Raw genomic sequence first — 19,282 nt, forward strand, 5'->3', positions numbered from 1 at the left:
GTGACAACCGAATGACCGGCCGCTCCCGAACGACCCCGGACCAGCGCGGGGTTTCTCTTGCTTTTGGAGGCCTGATGCGCATCACCGTCACCGTCGACGGAACCACCTACACAGACGACGTCGAGCCCCGGACCCTGCTCGTGCACCATCTGCGCGAACGGGTCGGGAAGGTAGGCACCGTGGTCGGTTGCGACACCAGCAACTGCGGAGCCTGCACCGTCCATCTCGACGGGCACAGCGTGAAGTCCTGTTCGGTACTCGCCGTCCAGGCCGACGGCTGCGAGGTCACCACGATCGAGGGACTCGCCCGCGACGGCGAACTGCATCCGGTGCAGAAGGCCTTCCACGAGAATCACGCGCTCCAGTGCGGTTTCTGCACGCCCGGCATGATCATGCAGTCGATCGACCTGCTCGCCGACAATCCCGATCCGGACGAGAAGGCCGTCCGGGAAGGTCTCGAAGGCAACCTGTGCCGGTGCACGGGTTATCAGAACATCGTCCGCGCGGTCCGCGACGCCGCCCACCAGATGCGGCCCGGTGCCGGTCCCGAGGCCGAGCGGCTCGCCTCGGACACCGCTTCCCGTGTCGGCGCGGGTGGTGAGTGATGACCTCCACGATCGAACCGGAGGTCGGCAAGTCCCGTCGCCGCAAGGAGGACGAGCGCCTCATCACCGGCAGGACCCGCTGGACCGACAACCTGACCCTGCCCGGCATGCTGCATCTCGCGGTGCTCCGCAGCCCGTTCGCGCACGCCAAGATCGTCTCGATCGACGTCACCGAGGCGAAGGCCGCGCCGGGTGTGGTCGCGGTGTTCACCGGGAAGGACCTCGACCCGGAGAGCGCCATCGGCATGCCGTGCGCGTGGCCGATCACCCCGGACATGAAGTCGCCGAGGCGGCCCATCCTCGCTTCGGACACGGTGAACTTCGCCGGCGAGGGTGTCGCGGTGGTCGTCGCCCGGACGTCGGCCGAAGCGCACGACGCGCTCGAGTCGATCGACGTCGAGTACGACGAACTGCCGGTCGTTCTCGGGCTCGAGAACGCGCTCGCCGAGGGCGCGCCACTGGTGCACGAGGACCTCGGCACCAACCAGAACGCGGTCTGGGTCTTCGACTCCGCCGACGCGGGCACCGGCTCCAGCGTCGAGGACGCGATCTCGAACTCCGAGGTCGTGCTCAAACGGCGCTTCCGTCAGCAGCGGCTGGTGCCGGCGTTCATGGAACCGCGGGCGTGCGTCGTCGACCCGACGGGCAGCCAGCTGGTCATGTGGTCGGCCACCCAGGTCCCGCACATCCTCAAGACGATGACCGCGGCCACGCTCGGCCTGCCCGAGCACAAGGTGCGGGTGATCGCGCCGGACGTCGGCGGCGGGTTCGGCGGCAAGATCGCCGTGCTGCCCGAGGAGATGATGTCGACGCTCATCGCCCAGCGGCTCGGCAAACCGGTCAAGTGGACCGAGTCCCGGTCGGAGACGATGGTCGCCGCGCACCACGGCCGCGACCAGATCCAGGATCTCACCATCACCGCGAACCGCGACGGCACGGTGACCGGCCTCAAGGTCGAACTGCTCGCCGACATGGGCGCATACCTCGGGCTGGTCGGCCCCGGCGTGCCGATCCTCGGCGCGTTCATGTTCAACGCCATCTACAAGTTCCCGGCGTACCACTTCTCCTGCACCAACGTGTTCACCAACACCACGCTCACCGACGCGTATCGCGGCGCCGGGCGGCCGGAGGCCACGTTCGGCATCGAGCGGATGATGGACGAACTCGCCGTCGAGCTGGGCATGGACCCGCTGGAGATCCGCGAGAAGAACTGGATCAAACACGAGGAATTCCCGTTCACCACGGTGGCCGGGCTGACCTACGACTCGGGCGACTACGAGGCCGCGACCGCCAAGGCCAAGCAGCTCTTCGACTACGACGGCCTCCGCCGCGAACAGAAGGAACGGCGGGAATCGGGCGACCCGGTCCAGCTCGGCATCGGCATCTCGACGTTCACCGAGATGTGCGGTCTCGCGCCGTCACGGGTGCTCGGCTCGCTGGACTACGCGGCGGGCGGCTGGGAGCACGCGGAGATCCGGGTGCTGCCGACCGGCAAGATCGAGGTCATCACCGGCGCCTCCGCGCACGGCCAGGGCCACGAGACGGCGTGGAGCCAGATCGTCGCCGACAAACTCGGCATCCCGTTCGAGGACATCGAGGTCATCCACGGCGACACCCAGTCCTCGCACAAGGGCATGGACACCTACGGCTCGCGGTCGCTGGTGGTCGGCGGGATCGCCGTGGTCAACGCGGCGGACAAGGTGCTCGCCAAGGCCAAGCCGATCGCGGCGCATCTGATGGAGTGCGCCGAGGACGACCTCGAATTCTCGGCGGGCAAGTTCTCGGTCAAGGGCACGGATTCCTCGACATCCATCCAGGACATCGCGTGGGCCGTGTTCTCGGCGCACAACCTGCCGGACGGCGTCGAACCCTCGCTGGATTCGTCGGACACGTTCGATCCGGAGAACTTCTCCTTCCCGCACGGCACGCATCTGTGCGCGGCCGAGGTCGACACCGAAACCGGGCGTGTGCGGTTGCGCTCCTACGTCTGCGTCGACGACGTCGGCGTGGCCGTCAATCCGCTGATCGTCGAAGGCCAGGTGCACGGCGGACTCGCGCAGGGCATCGCGCAGGCGTTGTTCGAGGAGGCCGTCCACGACGAAGGCGGCACGCTGACCACCGGGACGTTCGCCGACTACCTGCTCCCGTCGGCGGCGGACCTGCCCAGCTTCACCACCGACCGCACCGAGACACCATCGACGACGAACCCGTTGGGCGCCAAGGGAGTCGGTGAGGCGGGCACGATCGCCTCGACCCCGGCGGTGGTCAACGCCGTGGTCGACGCCGTCCGGCACTTCGGGGTGAACGACATCGAAATGCCGCTGACCCCGATGCGGGTCTGGAACGCCATCCAGCACCGGTCGGCCGCCGAGGGCGGACTGGGTTCCGAAGCCGGTGGCGGTCTCGGTTCGATCGACGCCACCGGAGGTGCCCAGTGATCCCGGCCCCGTTCGACTACGTCGCTCCGTCCACAGTGGACGAAGCGATCAGCGCGCTCGCCGAAGCGGGCGAGGACGCCAAGGTGCTGGCGGGCGGGCAAAGCCTGCTTCCGGTGCTGCGGATGCGGCTCGCCACGCCGACCACGCTGGTCGACCTCGGGAAGGTCGCCGAACTGCGTGGTGGCGCCGACGACGGCGACGCGCTGGTCATCGGCTCGATGACCACGCATTACGACGTCCAGCGGGACGCGCTGGTCGCCGAGCACGCCGCGTTGCTCAAGGCCGCCACCGACACGGTCGCCGATCCGCAGATCCGCCATCGAGGCACGTTCGGCGGCGCCATCGCGCACGCCGATCCCGCCGGCGACCTGCTCGCCCCCGTGCTCGCGCTCGGCTGCGAACTCGTCGTCGCCGGGCCGGGTGGACGGCGGACGGTCGCCGCGGCGGACTTCTTCCAGGACATGTTCACCACCGCGCTCGCCGCGGACGAGCTCCTGATCGAGGTCCGCGTGCCGAAGCACACCGGCTGGCGCGCCCACTACGAGAAGTTCAACCGGGTCGCCCAGGCGTGGTCGATGGTCGCGGTCGCGGCCTGCGTCCGCACCGAGGCGGGCACCATCGAGGAGGCGCGGGTCGCGCTGACCAACATGGGCTCGACACCGGTGCGGGCGGCCGGGGTCGAGGAGGCACTGGTCGGCTGCGCGGCCACCGCCGAAGCGATCCGCGGCGCGGCCGAACGCGCGGCCGAGGGCACGAACCCCACGGCCGACGGCAATTCCGATGTCGAGTACCGGCAGCACCTCGCCAGGGTGCTGACCGGACGGGCGGTTCTCGCCGCGGCAGGCGCCTGACAAGAGAAGGGAGGTCGGCCCGTGCGGCTCGACCACGAATTCACCGTTCCCGCCCCGGTCGACGAGGTCTGGAAGGCCGTCATCGACCCGGAACGGGTGGCGCCGTGCATGCCCGGCGCCACCCTCACCGAAGTCGAAGGGGACGCCTTCAAAGGCACGGTGAAGGTCAAGCTCGGGCCGATCTCCCTGCTCTACAAGGGAACCGGCCAGTTCGTCGAGAAGGACGCCGACGCGAAGAAGGTGGTCATCAAGGCCGCCGGAAAGGACGCCCGCGGTGCGGGCACGGCGTCTGCGACGGTGACGCTCACCCTGACCGAGAAGGACGGCGTCACCCATGGCGCGGTCGCCACGGAGCTGGCCGTCACCGGTAAACCCGCGCAGTTCGGGCGCGGGATGATCTCCGAGGTCGGCGGCAAGATCCTCGACTCGTTCGCGGAGTGCCTGTCCGGCAAACTCGGCACGCCAGAGCCCGAGCCCGAGAAACCCCGGGAACGCCCGCCGTTGCAAGCGGTCAAGCCGGTGACCGAGGGCGAAGCCATCGACCTGATGGAGTATGTGGGCGAATCCGTGGTCAAACGCGCGGCGCCGGTGCTGGTGGCCCTCGCCGGGGTGCTCCTGGTGGTCGCGATCGTGCGGGCTGTGACGCGGCGCGCACAGTGACATAGAAGGAAATAGCCGGGGCCCGCCACCGTTGAACCCCGTATGAAGGCGGATCACGAAGTCGACGTGGTGGTGGTCGGGGCCGGTCAGGCCGGTCTGTCGGCGGCGTATCACCTGCGCCGCGCGGGATTCGCCAACGAGGCGGGCTTCGTCGTGCTCGACCACGGCAAACGACCCGGCGGCGCCTGGCAGTACCGCTGGCCTTCGCTGGTGATGGAGAAGGTCCACGGCGTCCACGACCTTCCGGGTATGTCCTTCGGCACCCCGGATCCGAAACAGCCCGCGGCCGAGGCCGTCGCCGAGTACTTCGGCCGTTTCGAGCGCACCTACGACCTTCCGGTCCATCGGCCCGTCGACGTCCTGTCGGTGAGCGCCGAGGACGATCGGCTGGTCGTGGCGAGCGCTGCGGAAAGCTGGGCCGCGCGTGCGGTGATCAGCGCGACCGGCACCTGGGACCGCCCGTTCTGGCCGTACTACCCGGGGCAGGAGACCTTCCGCGGCCGCCAGCTGCACACCGCGGACTACACCGGCGTCGGCGACTTCCGCGGCAAACGCGTCGTCGTGGTCGGCGGTGGCGCGTCGGCCGTCCAGCTGCTGCTGGAGATGGCGCCCTTCACGCGCTCGACGCGCTGGGTGACGCGGCGTCCGCCGGTCTGGCGCGACGAGCCGTTCAGTGAGGACTGGGGCCGGGAGGCCGTCGCCAAGGTCGACCGGCGGGTCCGGGAGGGCCTGCCGCCGAAAAGCGTCGTGAGCGTGACCGATCTGGCGGTGACGCCCGAGGTGCGCGCGGGGATCGACGCGGGCATCCTCGACCGGCGTCCGATGTTCCAGCGGATCACGCCGGACGGGGTGGAGTGGGCGGACGGCACCTTCGAACCCGCCGACATCATCCTGTGGGCCACCGGATTCCGTGCCGCGATCGACCATCTCGCGCCGTTGCGCCTGCGCGCGCCGGGCGGCGGGATCCGGATGGACGGCACCCGGGTCGTCGCCGAGCCGCGGCTGCACCTGGTCGGCTATGGCCCGTCCGCCAGCACCGTCGGCGCGAACCGGGCGGGGCGAGCGGCCGTCACCGAGATCCGGCGCCTGCTCGGACGCTGACGTCGTCGAGAATCCGAGCCAGCCCGGCGGGCCGCCGGAAGAAGCCGGCGTGACTGCTTTCGAGATCGCGGACGTCGAACGGGTTCTCCGGGGTGAGCGCGTCGCCCTCGGCGATGTAGAGGTCCTGCGCGGCCGGCGGCATCGAGCGGTCCTTGGTCAGCCTGACGAACGTATGCGGGATGCGCCCCCAGGTGTCCTTGCCGGCGCGATGGTCCCACTCGGTCCCGGCCAGCCAGAACACCTCGTCCGGCTGGCTCGTCACGATGACCTGGAGGAACTGCTCTTCGGTGAGTTCGCCGGAGATGGCCCTGCGCAGCGCGTCACGCTGGGCGCGGTCGGCGCCGCGCCAGTTGACGCGGACGAAACCCTGGCGCGCCGGGTCGCCGACGAGAAGTGGCGCGGTCGCGGTGAAGAGATCGGAGGACGACCACGCGGGCAACCCCGGGTACTCACCGGGCGCGCGGTCCACCGGGCATTGCGCGGCGACGTAGACGACCCGGTCGATCAGTTCGGGGATCGCGTTGGCGGCGGCGGTGACCGGGAGCCCGCCGAAACTGTGCGCGACCAGCACGACCGGGCCGTGGCGGCGCGCCAGCCGTACCGCGTCGACGACCTGCCCGACGAAGTCGTCCGCGGTCACGTCGCTCATCGCTGACGGCTCGGCGGCGAAGGTTGCGAGGTCCTGTTCGTAATAGGCCCTGGTGATACCCGCGCCGCGGCCGGGGAGATCGACGGCGAGCGTCCGATGCCCGCGTGCCGCCATTTCCCGCTGGGTGGCCGACCAGGAGTGTCCCGAACTTCCCGAACCGTGCACGAAAACGAAAGTGGGAATCATGCCTTCGAGTGTGGCGTATTCCGGCACCCGCTGAGCTCGGTCGCCCCAAAGGGTGGCAAAGAATGGTCGGCCGGGCGTTGTTCGGACTCCTGTTCGCCGTCCGGTATCTCCGGAAGGTCACACCCACACCTTTCGACCGGGAACAAAACCGCGATATTCGCCATGGGGGATGAACATGTCTTCGATTCACCACGCCGCACCGCCTGATCGCGTCCGTTCCGGTACCTGCCTTCCGGAGCTGCTCGGGCACTGGTCGGGAACGCGGCCGGACGCGGTCGCCGTCGTCGACGGCGATCGCGAAATGACTTTTCGCGGACTCGAAGAAGCGAGTACGGGACTCGCCGCGCACCTCGCCGGGCTGGAAATCGGCGCGAACGACACCGTCGGCCTGTACGTCGAGCCTTCCGCGGACCTGATGGTCGGCGTCTGGGGCATTCTCTTTTCCGGTGCGGCTTATCTGCCGTTGTCCCCGGAGTATCCGGAAGACCGGTTGCGGTACATGCTCGAAGACAGCCATACCGGCGTCGTCGTCACGCAGCCGCATCTCGCCGGGCGGCTCGCCGGATGGGTGCCCGACGGGACACGGATCGTGTCGGTGGCCGAGGCCGGAGGCGGGATTCCGCGCGGTCCTTCGCCGGACTCGCTCGCCTATGTCATCTACACCTCCGGCAGCACCGGGAAACCGAAGGGCGTGATGATCGAGCACCACAGTGTCGTGTCGCAGCTGCGTTGGCTCCAGGCCTGCGGACATCTGGACACGAACGTCACGGTGCTGCAGAAGACACCGATGAGTTTCGACGCCGCGCAATGGGAGATCCTGGCGCCCGCCGCGGGTGCCCGCGTGGTGCTGGGCGCGCCGGGGAGTTTCCGGGATCCCGAAGCCCTGATCGACACGGTGGTGAAGCACGACGTCACCACTCTGCAGTGCGTCCCGACATTGCTGCAGGCGTTGCTCGACACGGAACGCCTCGACGGCTGCACCTCCTTGCGGAAGCTGTTCTCCGGCGGTGAGGCGCTTTCGCGTCGGCTCGCCAAGGAACTCGCCCGCGAGCTGCCGTCGGCGCGACTGGTCAACCTCTACGGGCCGACCGAATGCACGATCAACGCGACCGCCCACGTCGTCGACCCGGACACGCTCGACGACGGCGCCGGGACGGTCCCGATCGGCGTGCCTGTCGACAACACCCAGTGCTTCGTGCTCGACGCCGACCTCGCCCCGGTCGACATCGGGGAGACGGGCGAACTGTACATCGGAGGTGTCCAGCTGGCCCGTGGCTACCTGAACCGGCCCGAGCAGACGAGCGAGAAGTTCGTGCCGAACCCGTTCATCCCGACCGAACGGTTGTACCGCACCGGTGATCTCGTCCGCTGGAACGCGGACGGCACCCTCCAGTTCGTCGGCCGAGCTGACAACCAGGTCAAGCTACGCGGTTACCGCGTGGAACTCGACGAGATCGCGGTGGCGATCGAGGAGCACACCTGGGTGCGCCGGGCCGCGGCGGCGGTGACCGACGACCCGCGGACCGGGTCGAAGGCGCTCGTCGCTTGCGTGGAGCTGAATCCGCGCGAGGCCGCGGTGATGGATCAGGGCAACCACGGCGGGCACCACCAGTCGAAGGCCGACAAGCTGCAGGTCAAGGCGCAGCTGTCGAATCCAGGCGTACGCGACGGCGGGGATCGTCCGGTGATCGCGTTGCCGGGCAAGCGGGAGACCGGGCATCAGCGCCGGGAGGTGTTCGCCCGCAAGACTTATCGCCACTATGAGGGCGGCGCCGTCACCCGCGACGACCTCGCCGCGCTCCTGACACCGGGCCCCGTCGGCACGTACTCCCGTGAACCCGGCGAGCTCGCGTTCGCCGAACTGGGCGAGCTCCTGCGGTGGTTCGGCCGGTTCAATAGCGACGAGCGGCTGTTGCCGAAGTACTCCTACGCCTCGCCAGGTGCGCTTTACGCGACACAGCTGTACCTGGAGACCAGTGGTCTCGATGGCCTCGGCGCCGGGATGTACTACTACCACCCGATCGACCACACCCTGGTCCGGATCGGCGCGAGCGCGGACAGCGGGCATTCGGTGCATTTCATCGGCCGTACCGGCGCCATCGAGCCGGTCTACAAGAACAACATCCGCGAGGTTCTCGAATTCGAGGCAGGCCATATGGTCGGGGTGTTCGAGGAGATCCTTCCCGGATACGGCCTCACGATCAGCCCGGCGGCGTTCGACCCCGCGGTCGCCGTCCGCGCCGAGGCCGCCGCCGACGACCACTATCTCGGCACGTTCTCCTTGCACGCCAACGACGGCGAGCCACGACGGGACGACATCGAGCTGTTCGTGCAAACCCATCCGGGGTGTGTCGAAGGACTGGTCGCCGGCACCTACCGCTGGCGGGACGGCGACTTCGAACGGATCTCCGCCGAGCTGATCGAGTCCAAGCACGTGATCGCGATCAACCAGCAGGTGTACGGGCGCGCGGCCTTCGGCATCACCGCGGTCAGCCGCACCGCCGACGAGCGACTGGAGTACGTCGGTCTCGGCGCCAAGCTGCATCACTTGCAGCGCAACGGTTTCGGCTTCGGCTTCATGTCGGCGGGCTACAGTTCGAAGAGCGGTCACCCGCTACCCGCCGCCCGGCGGATCGACGACATCCTCGCCGGGCAGGGCATCGCCCCCGGACCGTCGTACTTCTTCCTCGGCGGCAAGGTGAGCCCGGAGCAGACACGCAGCGAGGGCATGCGGGAAGACGCAGTGCACATGAAGGGCCCGGCGGAGATCATCCGCGACGAACTCGCGACCACCCTGCCCGACTACATGCTCCCCAACCGGGTGCTGGTGCTGGACACGTTGCCGTTGACCGCCAACGGAAAGGTCGACGCGAACGCGCTGGCGGAGACCGACGCCGTCCGCTCCGCGAGCAGTGGCGCGCCGTACGTCGCGCCCTCGACGAGCCATGAACGGTGGCTGGCCGAGGTGTGGGGCAAGGCGCTGAACTACGACGACGTCTCGGCCCGCGACGACTTCTTCGCCGCGGGCGGCAACTCGCTGACCGCGGTCTCGCTGGTGAACCGGATCAATCGCGAGTACGGCACCCGGCTGCCGCTGCAGGTCGTCTTCGAATGCCCGAAGCTCGCCGACCTGGCAGCCCGCATCGGCGAGGGCCCCGCTCGGCCCTCGTCACGGCTGGTCCCCTTGGCCACAGGCGGCGGCCGCCCGGTGTTCTGCTGGCCGGGACTCGGCGGCTATCCGATGAACCTGCGGCCGCTGGCTTCGGAAAGCGACCTGGGACGGCCGTTCTACGGCGTGCAGGCTCACGGGATCAACGCCGGCGAGACGCCGTACGCCACTGTCGAGGAAATGGCGAAGGCCGACGTCGCCGAGATCCGGCGCGTCCAGCCGGAGGGGCCGTACACGCTGTGGGGCTACTCGTTCGGCGCGCGGGTCGCCTTCGAAACGGCGTGGCAGCTGGAACGGCAAGGGCAGCGGGTGGACGACCTGCTGTTGATCTGCCCGGGCAACCCCGAGGTCGGGGGCAACGGGGACCGGGTGGCGAGCTACACGAACCCGGCGTATCTGACGATCCTGCTGTCGGTGTTCCTCGGGACGATCTCCGGACCGGAACCGCTGGCCTGCCGGGAGACCGTCCGCGACGAAGACGGCTTCGTGGCGTTCGTGGCGAAGCTGATGCCCGCCCTCGGCGAGCAGCTGATCCGGAGGATCGTCCGGATCGTCGAGGAGACCTACGAGTTCGACTACAGCTTTCGTGAACTCGCGCGGCGGCGGATCGCCGCCAGGGTGACGCTGTTCAAGGCCGACGGCGACGACTACTCGTTCGTCGAGAACAGCTCCGGGTATTCGGCCACGCCACCGGAGGTGGTCACGCTCGAAGGCGATCACTACAGCGTCCTCAAGGAGAACGGGGTCGCGGAACTGGTGTCGGCGATCCGCGCCCGGCTCTGACCAGCGAAGGAGAACCCTCCGTGCCCGACTCTCTCGGTCCCCGCCTCAAGGTCGGCGTCGTCGTCCCGTCCACCAATACCTCGGCCCAGCCGGAACTGGACGCGCTGCGCCCCGACGGCGTCACCAATCACACCGGCCGGATGGTCATCGACGACGCCCCGATGGTCGACGAACCCGGCTTCGGCCACGTCATGGCCGGTATCCGGCGGTCGACACGGCCGGCGATCCGCGGCGTCATCGGCTGCGACCCGGGCTGCGTGATCATCGGAGTCTCACCGGAGAGTTATTGGGAGGGAACGCCCGCGCACGGGCGTGTCCACACCGCGATGCGGGAGGCGGCGGGCGGCCGTCCGGTGACCATGAGCCCGGACGCGATCAACGCCGCGCTCGCGGCGCACGACGCCCGCCGCATCGCGGTCATCACGCCGTATCTGCCGGTCGGCGACGACTCGGTGCGGCGGTTCTTCGACGACAGCGGCTACGACCTGCTGAACCTCCACGGCCTCGGCATGCCCAGCCCGGCCAGGATCGCGCACGTCTCCGAGACGGAACTCCGGGACGCGGTCAAGGAGGTCGACGGCGCCGACGTCGAAGCCATCGTCCAGGTCGGCACCAACGTCGCCATGGCGCGGCTCGCGGCGGCCGCCGAATTCTGGCTCGGCAAACCGGTCCTTTCGAACAACGTCGTCCTGTACTGGCATGCCCTGCGCCAGAACGGCATCGCCGACCGTGTGCGCGGCTTCGGCTCCCTGCTGTCGGAGCACTGAACGGCCGGTATTTGACTGGTCGTTACAGAACGTGGGATGCTGGCGGCATGCCCCGTCCCAAGGGATTCGATACCACCGAGGTGCTCGACGCCGCGGTCGGTACGTTCTGGCGCAAGGGGTACTCGGCCACGTCGGCACAGGACCTCGTCGACGGCACCGGCCTGGGGCGGGGAAGCCTGTACAACACGTTTTCCGGCAAGCAGCAGCTGTTCAGCGAGGCGCTGCGCCGCTACGAGGAGACGTCCGCCACCCGGGTCGAGGAGATGCTGGCCGCGCCGGGGACCATCCGCGCGCGGATCAGACGCGTGTTGATGGACGTGGTCGACGACGAGCTGGATTCCTCGGCCGGACATCGCGGCTGTCTCGCGGTCAACGCCGCCCTCGAACTCGGCGGGATCGACGACGAGGTCACCGCCCGCGTCCGCCACAACTTCGAGCGGGTGGAGAACGCGTTCCACGCCGAGTTCGCCGTCGCGCGGCAGGAGGGCGAGATCGGCGAGAGCCGGGATCCACGGGCGCTGGCGCGGTTCACCCTCGCCGCGATGTACGGCTTGCGGGTGCTGGGAAAGACCGCGGACCGGCAGGCGCTCACCCAAGTAGTCGAAACCACCATCCAGGCGTTGTGATGTTCCAGGTTTCGTGACAGCACCCCGCGCTCGCGCGGTTTTCCGCCGTTCTCGTTCTTTAACGACCATTCCACTACCTTGAGGGGTGAAAGCCAGTCATGACGGAGACCGTCGCGGTGCTCGGCACCGGAATCATCGGCGCCCCGGTCGCCCGGAACCTGAGCAAGGCCGGGTTCGCGGTCCGGGCCTGGAACCGCACCGCGGCCAAGGCCGAAGCGCTCTCCGGGGACGGTGTCCAGGTCGCGGCGAGTGCCGCGGACGCCGTCGAGGGTGCGCCGGTCGTGATCACGGTCCTCACCGACGGCCCGGCGGTGCTGGAGGCGATCCGTGCGGCCGCCCCCGCCGCCGGCACGATCTGGGTGCAGCTCAGCACCGTCGGCGACGCGGTCGACGAACTGGCCGCGTACGCAGACGAGCAGGGTCTCGTCTTTGTCGACGCACCGGTCCAGGGCACCCGCCAGCCCGCCGAACAAGGCCAGCTGGTCGTGCTCGCGGCGGGCACGGCCGAGGCGCGCGAGACCGTCCAGCCGCTGTTCGACGCGATCGGCAAGCGCACGCTGTGGGTCGGCGAAGACGGCCGCTCGGGCGCGGCGAGCAGGCTCAAACTGGTGCTGAACACCTGGGTGATCGCGCTGACCCACGGCGTCGGCGAGGCGCTGGCGCTGGCCGAAGGACTCGGTGTCGACCCGCGGCACTTCGTCGACGTCGTCACCGGCGGCCCGATGGACAACGGCTACTTCCAGGCGAAATCGTCCGCGATCCTCAAGAACGACTACACCACCGCGTTCTCGGTCGACAACGCCGAGAAGGACGCTCGGCTGGTGCTGGAAGCCGCGGCTCGCGCCGGTGTCCGGATGGACGCCGTCGAAGCCGGGCGGGCCCGCTTCGCTCGCGCGTCCGAAGCCGGACACGGCGACGAGGACATGGCCGCCGGTTACTTCGCCTCCTTCGACTCCAGCATTTAGTCCTCTAGATGCGGCCCTTCAAGTACCTCACTTGCGTGGTTTTGTTCTCCTCGAAACCTTCGCGTCCCGAAAGGTGCTCCGGGACGCCGACCTCCCACCAGGCGCCGGCCTCGGTCCAGGAGTCCGGCTGGGTCCGCACCACGACCACCGCCGGACGGCTCTCGGCCACCGCGGCTTCCCGTGCCTTCGCGTACGCCGCGCGCACATCGTCCACTGTGGACGCCGTGAACACGGCGCAGCCCAGTGACTCCGCATGCCGCGCGAAGTCGACCCGAGGGGGAGTGGCGTGCGCGCTCCGGCAGTCGGCGAGGAAGTTGTTGAACGGTTTGCCGCCTTGCCCCTCCTGTAGCCGGGCGATGACCGCGAAGCCGTCGTTGTCGCAGACCACTGCCACGAAGGGATGTCCGGCGAAGGCCGCCGAGAACAGTTCCGAGTTCAGCATCAGGTACGAACCGTCGCCGAGCATCGTGGTGACGAGGCCTCCGGTGTGCGCCATCGCCGCGCCCCACGCGCCCGCGAGCTCGTACCCCATGCACGAGAAGCCGTACTCGACGTCCATGCTGATCGATCCCGAACCGCGCCAGCCGCCGATCAGTTCTCCCGGCATCCCGCCGGACGCGGTCATCACGTAGTCGTGCGGCTCGGAGAGGTCGTTGACCGCGCCGACGACCTGGGCGTAGGTCGGCACTTCGCCGGCGGCACCGCGCAGCACGTCGATATGCGCGTCCCATCGGCCGCGTTCCGCCGCCGCCCGCTCTGTCCACAAAGGATCAACCTGCCAGCTTTCCAGCTGGGCGGCCAGGTCCGTGAGACCCGCGTCGGCGTCACTCACGACGGCCAGCGCACCGTGCTTGACCGCGTCGAACCGGGCGGCGTTCAGGGTGATCAGCCGGACGTCGGGGGAGAACACCGTCCAGGACGCCGTGGTGAAGTCCTGCAAGCGGGTGCCGACGGCGAGTACGACGTCGGCCTCGGCGGCCAGGACGTTCGCCGACGTCGAACCGGTGACGCCCAGCGGACCGGCGTGCAGCGGATGACCGTGCGGCACCAGGGTGCGCCCGGCCGTGGTTTCGGTGATGGGGATGCCGTGCCGCTCGGCGAAGGCCAGCGCACGTTCACCGGCGCCGGAGTAGCGGACGCCGCCGCCCAGCACCAGCAACGGTTTCCGAGACGCCCGCAGCGCGCCGGCCGCTTCGGTGAGCGTCCGGCGATCGGGCCGCGGACGCGGCGGGCGGTGGGTCACCGGCGCGAAGAGCGCGTCCGGGAAGTCGTACGTCTCCGCCTGGACGTCCTGAGGGAGCGCCAGTGTCACCGGCCCCGCGTCCGCCGGATCGGTCAGCACCCTGGCGACCTGGGGCAGCGTCGAGAGCAGTTGCTCCGGCCGGACGATCCGGTCGAAATACCGGCTCACCGGGCGGAACGCGTCGTTGACCGTGGCCGTCGGATCGCCGAAATGCTCCACCTGCTGAAGCACCGGATCCGGCGCGCGGCTGGTGAAGGTGTCACCGGGGAGCAGCAGGATCGGCAGCCGGTTCGCGTGCGCGACCCCGGCCGCGGTGACCATGTTCAGCGCACCGGGCCCGATCGACGACGTCACCACGCCGACCTGACGCCGATGTGTCGCCTTGGCGTAGCCGACCGCCGCGAGCGCCATGCCCTGCTCGGTCTGCCCGCGCCACAGAGGGAGCTCATCGCGGTGCTCCTCCAGCGCGGTGCCGAGACCGAGGACGTTGCCGTGCCCGAAGATCGCGAAAACACCCGGGAACAAGGGGACTTCCCGGCCGTCCAGGGTTTCCGACCGCTGCGCGAGCAGCCAGCGCACCAGGGCCTGTGCCGTGGTCAGCTTCATGACACCCGTCCTTCGTGGCTCGTGACCGGGCAACGCGGGTCGAGTTCCTGGTCGTTCCACGTCTCGCGGACCCAACCGTGCGCGGGGTCGTCGCAGAACGCCATCGACCGCTCATCGGCCGGCCCGGCCAGGACGTTCAGGTAATACATCGGGTAACCAGGCGCGGCGACGCAGGGACCGTGGTAGCCGCGCGGGATCAGGAAGACGTCGCCGTCCCGGACCGCGACGTCCTCGTCCAGTTCACCGTCGGCGGTGTACGTCCGATGGAGGCCGAACCCTTCGCGCGAAGGTGTCACTCCGTCGCGGCCCGCGATGCGGAAGTAGTAGATCTCCTCGTTGACGACCTCGCATTCGGACGCCTCGTCGTGTTTGTGCGGCGGGTACGAGGACCAGTTGCCGCCGGGGGTGATCAGCTCGCACGCGTTCAGCCTGTCCGCGTGGTCCCAGACGCCGGGTACCCCGAAATTGGTGACCTGTCTCGTCGCCTGCCCCGCGCCGCGCACCTCCACCGGCACGTTCTCGGCAGGTCCGTAGCGCGGTTCGAGACGACGGGTGCAGCGCGCCATCGGCAGCGCGACTTCGATCCCTTCTCGTGTCGACAACTCGACTTCGGCATCACGTGGCACGTACGCGAAATCCGTGACACGGGTGAACACCGAGTCCCGCCCCGCGAGTTCGAAGACCTGCTTGTCGACCCGGACGGTGCATCCGCCGGACAGCGGCAGGACGAACGCTTCGAACTCGCCGGTGCGCACCAGCCTCGTCTCACCGGCGGCCAGCGAGAGCACCCGCAGGCCGCTGTACGTCCAGCCCGCCGAGTCCGGGGTGAGCCGGACGGGGTCCCGCTCTTCCGAAAGCGTCCCGAGTGGACGGTGCAGCTTGCTCACAGCAACTCCTCGATCTCGTCGGCGGTGGGCATGGCGTCGGCGCAGGCGAGCCGGGAGGCGACGAGCGCGCCCGCCGCGTTGGCGTACGTGGCGATGCGCACCGGATCCCAGCCGGAAAGCAGACCGTGGATCAGCGCGCCCCCGAACCCGTCACCCGCGCCGAGCCCGCACACGACCTCGACCCGCTGGGGTGGCACGGTCCAGCGGCCCTCGGCGGTGGCCACCAGCACTCCGTCCGCGCCTTTCTTGATCACCGCCAGTTCGACGCCCCTGGCCAGCATGCGGGACGCGGCTTCGTCGGGGTCCGCCGTGCCGACGGCGACCTCCGCCTCGGTGCGGTTGCCGACGGCGACCGTGACGTGGTCGAGCATCCAGCCGATCTCTTCGCGCGCTGTCCCGGTGTCGGGCCAGAACATCGGCCGGAAGTCGAGGTCCAGCACGGTGTGCGACCGGCGTCCGCGCCGCTCGAGCATCTTGCGCTGGGTGCCGCGCGCCGGTTCGACGGAGACGCCGGTTCCGGTGACCCACAGCAGCGGCACCGTTTCCACGACGTCCCAGGGCACGTCGGTCTCGGTGAGGGTCAGGTCCGGCGCGATGGGGGACCGGTAGAACAGCAGCGGCGGATCCGCGGGCGGGTCCAGCGCGCAGAACACCACCGGCGTCTGCAACCCAGCCGACGTCCCCACGTGATCCGGGGACACACCGAACTCCCGCAACGCCTGCCGCACGTAGTCACCGAAGCCGTCCGGGCCGACCTTCGTCAGCACCGAGGTCGAGCGGCCGAGCCGCGCGGCGGCGACCGCGACGTTGGTCGCGGTGCCGCCGAGCGATTTGGCGAAGGTGCTGACCCCGGCCAGCGGCACGCCGCTCTGCTCGGGGTAGAGGTCCACCCCGACCCGGCCGACGGTCAATGCTTCGAGAGCGGTCATGAAGGGGACTCCACAGCTCGCAATTCGTGTTCGAGGGCTTCCAGTTCCGCGCCGCCCGCCATCTGCCTGGTCAGTTCGGCCAGGTCGATCTCGGACTTCTCGTAGGCGCCGAGGGACACGCCCCGTTTGAGGAGCAGGAAGCGATCGGCCACCGGGAACGCGTGATGCGGGTTGTGCGTGATCAGCACGACGCCGAGCCCGCGGTCACGGGCCTGCGCGACGTACTTGAGCACGACACCGGCCTGCTTGACACCCAACGCGGCCGTCGGCTCGTCGAGGATCAGCACCTTCGCCCCGAAGTACACGGCCCGCGCGATGGCCACACACTGCCGCTCGCCGCCGGACAGCGTGCCGACCGGCTGTTCGACGTCGCGCAGGTCGATGCCCATGTCGGACAACGCCTTCTTGGTCGTCTCCCGGCCCTTCTTCCGGTCGAGCGCGCGGAACGGACCGAAGCCGACTGTCGGTTCGGAGCCGAGGAAGAAGTTCCGCCATACGCTCATCAGCGGTACGACCGCGAGATCCTGGTACACCGTCGCGATGCCGCGATCGAGCGCCTCACGCGGCGAAGCGAACTTGACCGGCTCGCCCTCGACCAGGAACTCGCCCCGGTCGTGCTGGTGGACCCCGGCCAGGATCTTGATCAGGGTGGACTTGCCGGCGCCGTTGTCGCCGAGCACGCAGGTCACCTCGCCCGCGTCGACCACCGTGGACACGTCGCGCAACGCGATCACGCTGCCGTAGGTCTTGCCGACTTCCTTGACCTCGAGAAGATGGCTCATCGCCGCACCCTTTCCGCGCGCCGCCGGAAGGCGTTGTTGACCAGGACCGCGGACAGCAGCATGACCCCGAGGAACAGCATGAACCAGTCGCTGTCCCAGCGGGCGAATACGATGCCCTGCCTCGCCATCCCGAAGATCAGCGCGCCGATCGCGGCGCCGATCGCCGAACCGAACCCGCCGGTCAGCAGGCAGCCGCCGATCACGGCCGCGATGATGTACTGGAACTCCAGCCCGATGCCCTGGTTCGCCTGGACGCTCGCGAACCGCAGGATGTTGATCGAGCCGACCAGCCACGCGGCGAGCGCGGTGGTCATGAACAGCAGGATCTTGGTGCGCACCACCGGGACTCCGACCGCGCGCGAACTCTGCGCGGAGCCGCCGACGGCGAAGATCCAGTTGCCGAACCGGGTCCGGACCAGCAGCCAGGCCGCCAGCACGGCGAACCCGATCCACCACACGATGGAGATCTGGAACGCCGTCCCGCCGATGTCCACTGTGGACGCGAAGACGAAACCGGCGGACTCGTAGCCGTCGGTCGACCGCATCCCCGACACCTGGACGGTGCCGGTGACCAGCCGCGTCACGCCGAGGTTGAGCCCTTGCAGCGCCAGGAACGTGCCCAGGGTGACGATGAAACTGGGCAGGCCGGTGCGCATCACCAGCCAGCCGTTGAACGCTCCGACAGCGAGTGCGAAGACCAGCGACGCGAACAGCGCGAGCCAGACGTTCCAGCCCGCCTCCGTCGCCAGTGTCGCGGTGACGAGCGCGGTGGACGCGGTCATCACGCCGGCCGAGAGGTCGAACTCGCCGCCGATCATCAGCAGGGAAACGGCGACCGCCATGATGCCGAGCGTCGAGGCGTCGTCCAGCCAGGTCGCCACGCCGCTGCCGCTGAAGAACTGGTCGGTGACGAGGGTGAAGAACAGGAAGACGACGACGGCGCCGAGCAGCGCGCCGATCTCGGGGCGGACGACCAGCCGGTCGAGCAGCCGGGGTTTCGCGATCCGTTCGTCGAGCATGGTGGTTGTCATCGCGTGCCCCTTTGCACGTACTGGCCGACGGTGTCCACAGTGGATTTGTCGACCAGGTCGGGCCCGGTGAGCACCGGCTTCCCGCCGCCGACGACGTTCGCGTTGTCCCGGTAGAGCTTGAGGAACTGCACCGGGAGATAGCCCTGCTGGTACTGCTGCTGATCGACCGCGAACACCACGTCACCCGCCTTGATCGCGCCGACCACGTCGGTGTTCAGGTCGAAGGTGCCGACCTGGGCCGTCGAACCGACCGCCTTGATCGCGCTCACCGCCCGCGCCGCGACCTGCGAGTTCAACGTCAGAACGGCGTCGAGCGAAGAGTCGGTCTGCACCGCGCCCCTGATCCGGGATTCGGCGTCGGTGGGGTTGCTGATGTCGACCTGCAGGGTCCGCACGTCGCCCGCGAAACCGGACTTGGCGCCGTCGCACCGCTGCGCCTGCCCCACGTTGCCCGCCTCGTGGACCACGCAGAGCAGCTTCTTCTTGCCGAGTTCCCGGAATTTCTTCCCGGCTTCCTCGCCGGCGATGGTCTCGTTCTGCCCGACATGGGTGAGCGCGCCGTAGCCCGCGCTCTTGTCCTCGCCGGAGTTGATGGTGATGACCGGGATCCCGGCGCGGACCGCGTTCTCGATCGAGGTCTTGAGCGCCTCCGGATTCGCCATCGACACCACCAGCCCGCCGACCCGCTGGGCGACCGCGTTGTCGATCAGCTTGGCCTGGTTGCCGGGGTCTCCGTCGGAGTTGTACTCGACCTGGACGTCGAGCTGCCTGCCTGCCTCCTCGGCGCCGTTCTTGACCACGTTCCAGAACGCGTCACCCGCCGTGCCATGCGAGATGACCGCGACCCGCAGCGGACCGGTGGGCTGTGCCGTCGTCGCCGGGCCCGCGCCCTCGGCGGGTTTCTCCTCGGCCTTCGGCCCGGTGCACGCGGACAGGAGCAATAGTCCCGCCACGACCACCAAAGCCTTCCTCAAGCGATGGGACATCGTCGTCTCTCCTCGCTT

Annotated in this window: 16 protein-coding genes; 9 read left to right on the top strand and 7 right to left on the bottom strand. The window is 69.2% G+C overall.

Translation table 11 applies throughout. The features are described 5' to 3' along the window. Positions 1-74 precede the first annotated feature (74 nt). From DMH03_RS15545 to DMH03_RS15565, 5 genes are read left to right on the top strand one after another with little or no spacing between them, the layout of a single operon-like run. Positions 75-605 (top strand): (2Fe-2S)-binding protein, encoded by a 531-nt coding sequence (locus tag DMH03_RS15545; protein WP_125786585.1) that lies wholly within the window; start codon positions 75-77, stop codon positions 603-605. Next, positions 605-3,043, top strand: coding sequence for a xanthine dehydrogenase family protein molybdopterin-binding subunit (locus DMH03_RS15550; protein WP_125792657.1), 2,439 nt, complete (start codon positions 605-607; stop codon positions 3,041-3,043). The genes DMH03_RS15545 and DMH03_RS15550 overlap by 1 nt, the downstream gene beginning before the upstream one ends. Beyond that, positions 3,040-3,894: a xanthine dehydrogenase family protein subunit M gene (locus tag DMH03_RS15555; protein ID WP_125792658.1), complete on the top strand. Its 855-nt coding sequence runs from the start codon at positions 3,040-3,042 to the stop codon at positions 3,892-3,894. The genes DMH03_RS15550 and DMH03_RS15555 overlap by 4 nt, the downstream gene beginning before the upstream one ends. Before the next feature lie 21 nt (positions 3,895-3,915). Continuing rightward, positions 3,916-4,554, top strand: a complete 639-nt coding sequence (locus DMH03_RS15560; protein ID WP_125792659.1) for an SRPBCC family protein — start codon at positions 3,916-3,918, stop codon at positions 4,552-4,554. Between the two features lie 42 nt (positions 4,555-4,596). Beyond that, complete coding sequence (locus DMH03_RS15565; protein WP_125792660.1) at positions 4,597-5,655, top strand: NAD(P)-binding domain-containing protein; 1,059 nt, start codon at positions 4,597-4,599, stop codon at positions 5,653-5,655. Here the strand turns inward: DMH03_RS15565 and DMH03_RS15570 are convergent. Next, entirely contained in the window at positions 5,624-6,490 is an 867-nt protein-coding gene (locus tag DMH03_RS15570) for an alpha/beta fold hydrolase (protein WP_125792661.1), read from the bottom strand. The two genes, DMH03_RS15565 and DMH03_RS15570, sit on opposite strands and share 32 nt — an antisense overlap. Before the next feature lie 175 nt (positions 6,491-6,665). On the opposite strand from DMH03_RS15570, the gene DMH03_RS15575 reads away from it, so the two are divergent. The 4 genes from DMH03_RS15575 (at position 6,666) to DMH03_RS15590 (ending at position 12,800) form a co-directional block, all read left to right on the top strand. Further along, complete coding sequence (locus DMH03_RS15575; RefSeq protein ID WP_233611517.1) at positions 6,666-10,442, top strand: amino acid adenylation domain-containing protein; 3,777 nt, start codon at positions 6,666-6,668, stop codon at positions 10,440-10,442. Positions 10,443-10,462: 20 nt separating this feature from the next. Then, a complete protein-coding gene (locus DMH03_RS15580; protein ID WP_125792663.1) occupies positions 10,463-11,209 on the top strand; it encodes an arylmalonate decarboxylase in 747 nt (248 codons plus the stop codon). Positions 11,210-11,256: 47 nt separating this feature from the next. Further along, complete coding sequence (locus DMH03_RS15585) at positions 11,257-11,835, top strand: TetR/AcrR family transcriptional regulator (RefSeq protein WP_125792664.1); 579 nt, start codon at positions 11,257-11,259, stop codon at positions 11,833-11,835. Positions 11,836-11,933: 98 nt separating this feature from the next. Next, on the top strand, positions 11,934-12,800 hold the full coding sequence (locus tag DMH03_RS15590) for an NAD(P)-dependent oxidoreductase (protein WP_125792665.1): 867 nt from the start codon (positions 11,934-11,936) through the stop codon (positions 12,798-12,800). Positions 12,801-12,804: 4 nt separating this feature from the next. Here the strand turns inward: DMH03_RS15590 and iolD are convergent, their stop codons facing one another. The 6 genes from iolD to DMH03_RS15620 are packed head-to-tail and all read right to left on the bottom strand — an operon-like array spanning position 12,805 to position 19,264. After that, the gene (gene iolD / locus DMH03_RS15595) at positions 12,805-14,649 is read right to left on the bottom strand and encodes a 3D-(3,5/4)-trihydroxycyclohexane-1,2-dione acylhydrolase (decyclizing) (RefSeq protein ID WP_199748881.1); all 1,845 of its coding nucleotides are present in this window, start codon (positions 14,647-14,649) and stop codon (positions 12,805-12,807) included. Beyond that, on the bottom strand, positions 14,646-15,536 hold the full coding sequence (iolB, locus tag DMH03_RS15600) for a 5-deoxy-glucuronate isomerase (RefSeq protein WP_125792667.1): 891 nt from the start codon (positions 15,534-15,536) through the stop codon (positions 14,646-14,648). Before iolB ends, iolD begins: the two co-directional genes overlap by 4 nt. Then, a complete protein-coding gene (gene iolC, locus DMH03_RS15605; RefSeq protein ID WP_125792668.1) occupies positions 15,533-16,465 on the bottom strand; it encodes a 5-dehydro-2-deoxygluconokinase in 933 nt (310 codons plus the stop codon). Before iolC ends, iolB begins: the two co-directional genes overlap by 4 nt. Beyond that, on the bottom strand, positions 16,462-17,247 hold the full coding sequence (locus DMH03_RS15610) for an ATP-binding cassette domain-containing protein (protein ID WP_125792669.1): 786 nt from the start codon (positions 17,245-17,247) through the stop codon (positions 16,462-16,464). The genes iolC and DMH03_RS15610 overlap by 4 nt, the downstream gene beginning before the upstream one ends. Further along, positions 17,244-18,278, bottom strand: coding sequence for an ABC transporter permease (locus tag DMH03_RS15615; RefSeq protein ID WP_125792670.1), 1,035 nt, complete (start codon positions 18,276-18,278; stop codon positions 17,244-17,246). Before DMH03_RS15615 ends, DMH03_RS15610 begins: the two co-directional genes overlap by 4 nt. Continuing rightward, the gene (locus DMH03_RS15620) at positions 18,275-19,264 is read right to left on the bottom strand and encodes a sugar ABC transporter substrate-binding protein (RefSeq protein ID WP_125792671.1); all 990 of its coding nucleotides are present in this window, start codon (positions 19,262-19,264) and stop codon (positions 18,275-18,277) included. The genes DMH03_RS15615 and DMH03_RS15620 overlap by 4 nt, the downstream gene beginning before the upstream one ends. Positions 19,265-19,282 lie beyond the last annotated feature (18 nt).

Source organism: Amycolatopsis sp. WAC 01376, assembly GCF_003947415.1.
In the GTDB taxonomy this organism is placed as follows: domain Bacteria; phylum Actinomycetota; class Actinomycetes; order Mycobacteriales; family Pseudonocardiaceae; genus Amycolatopsis.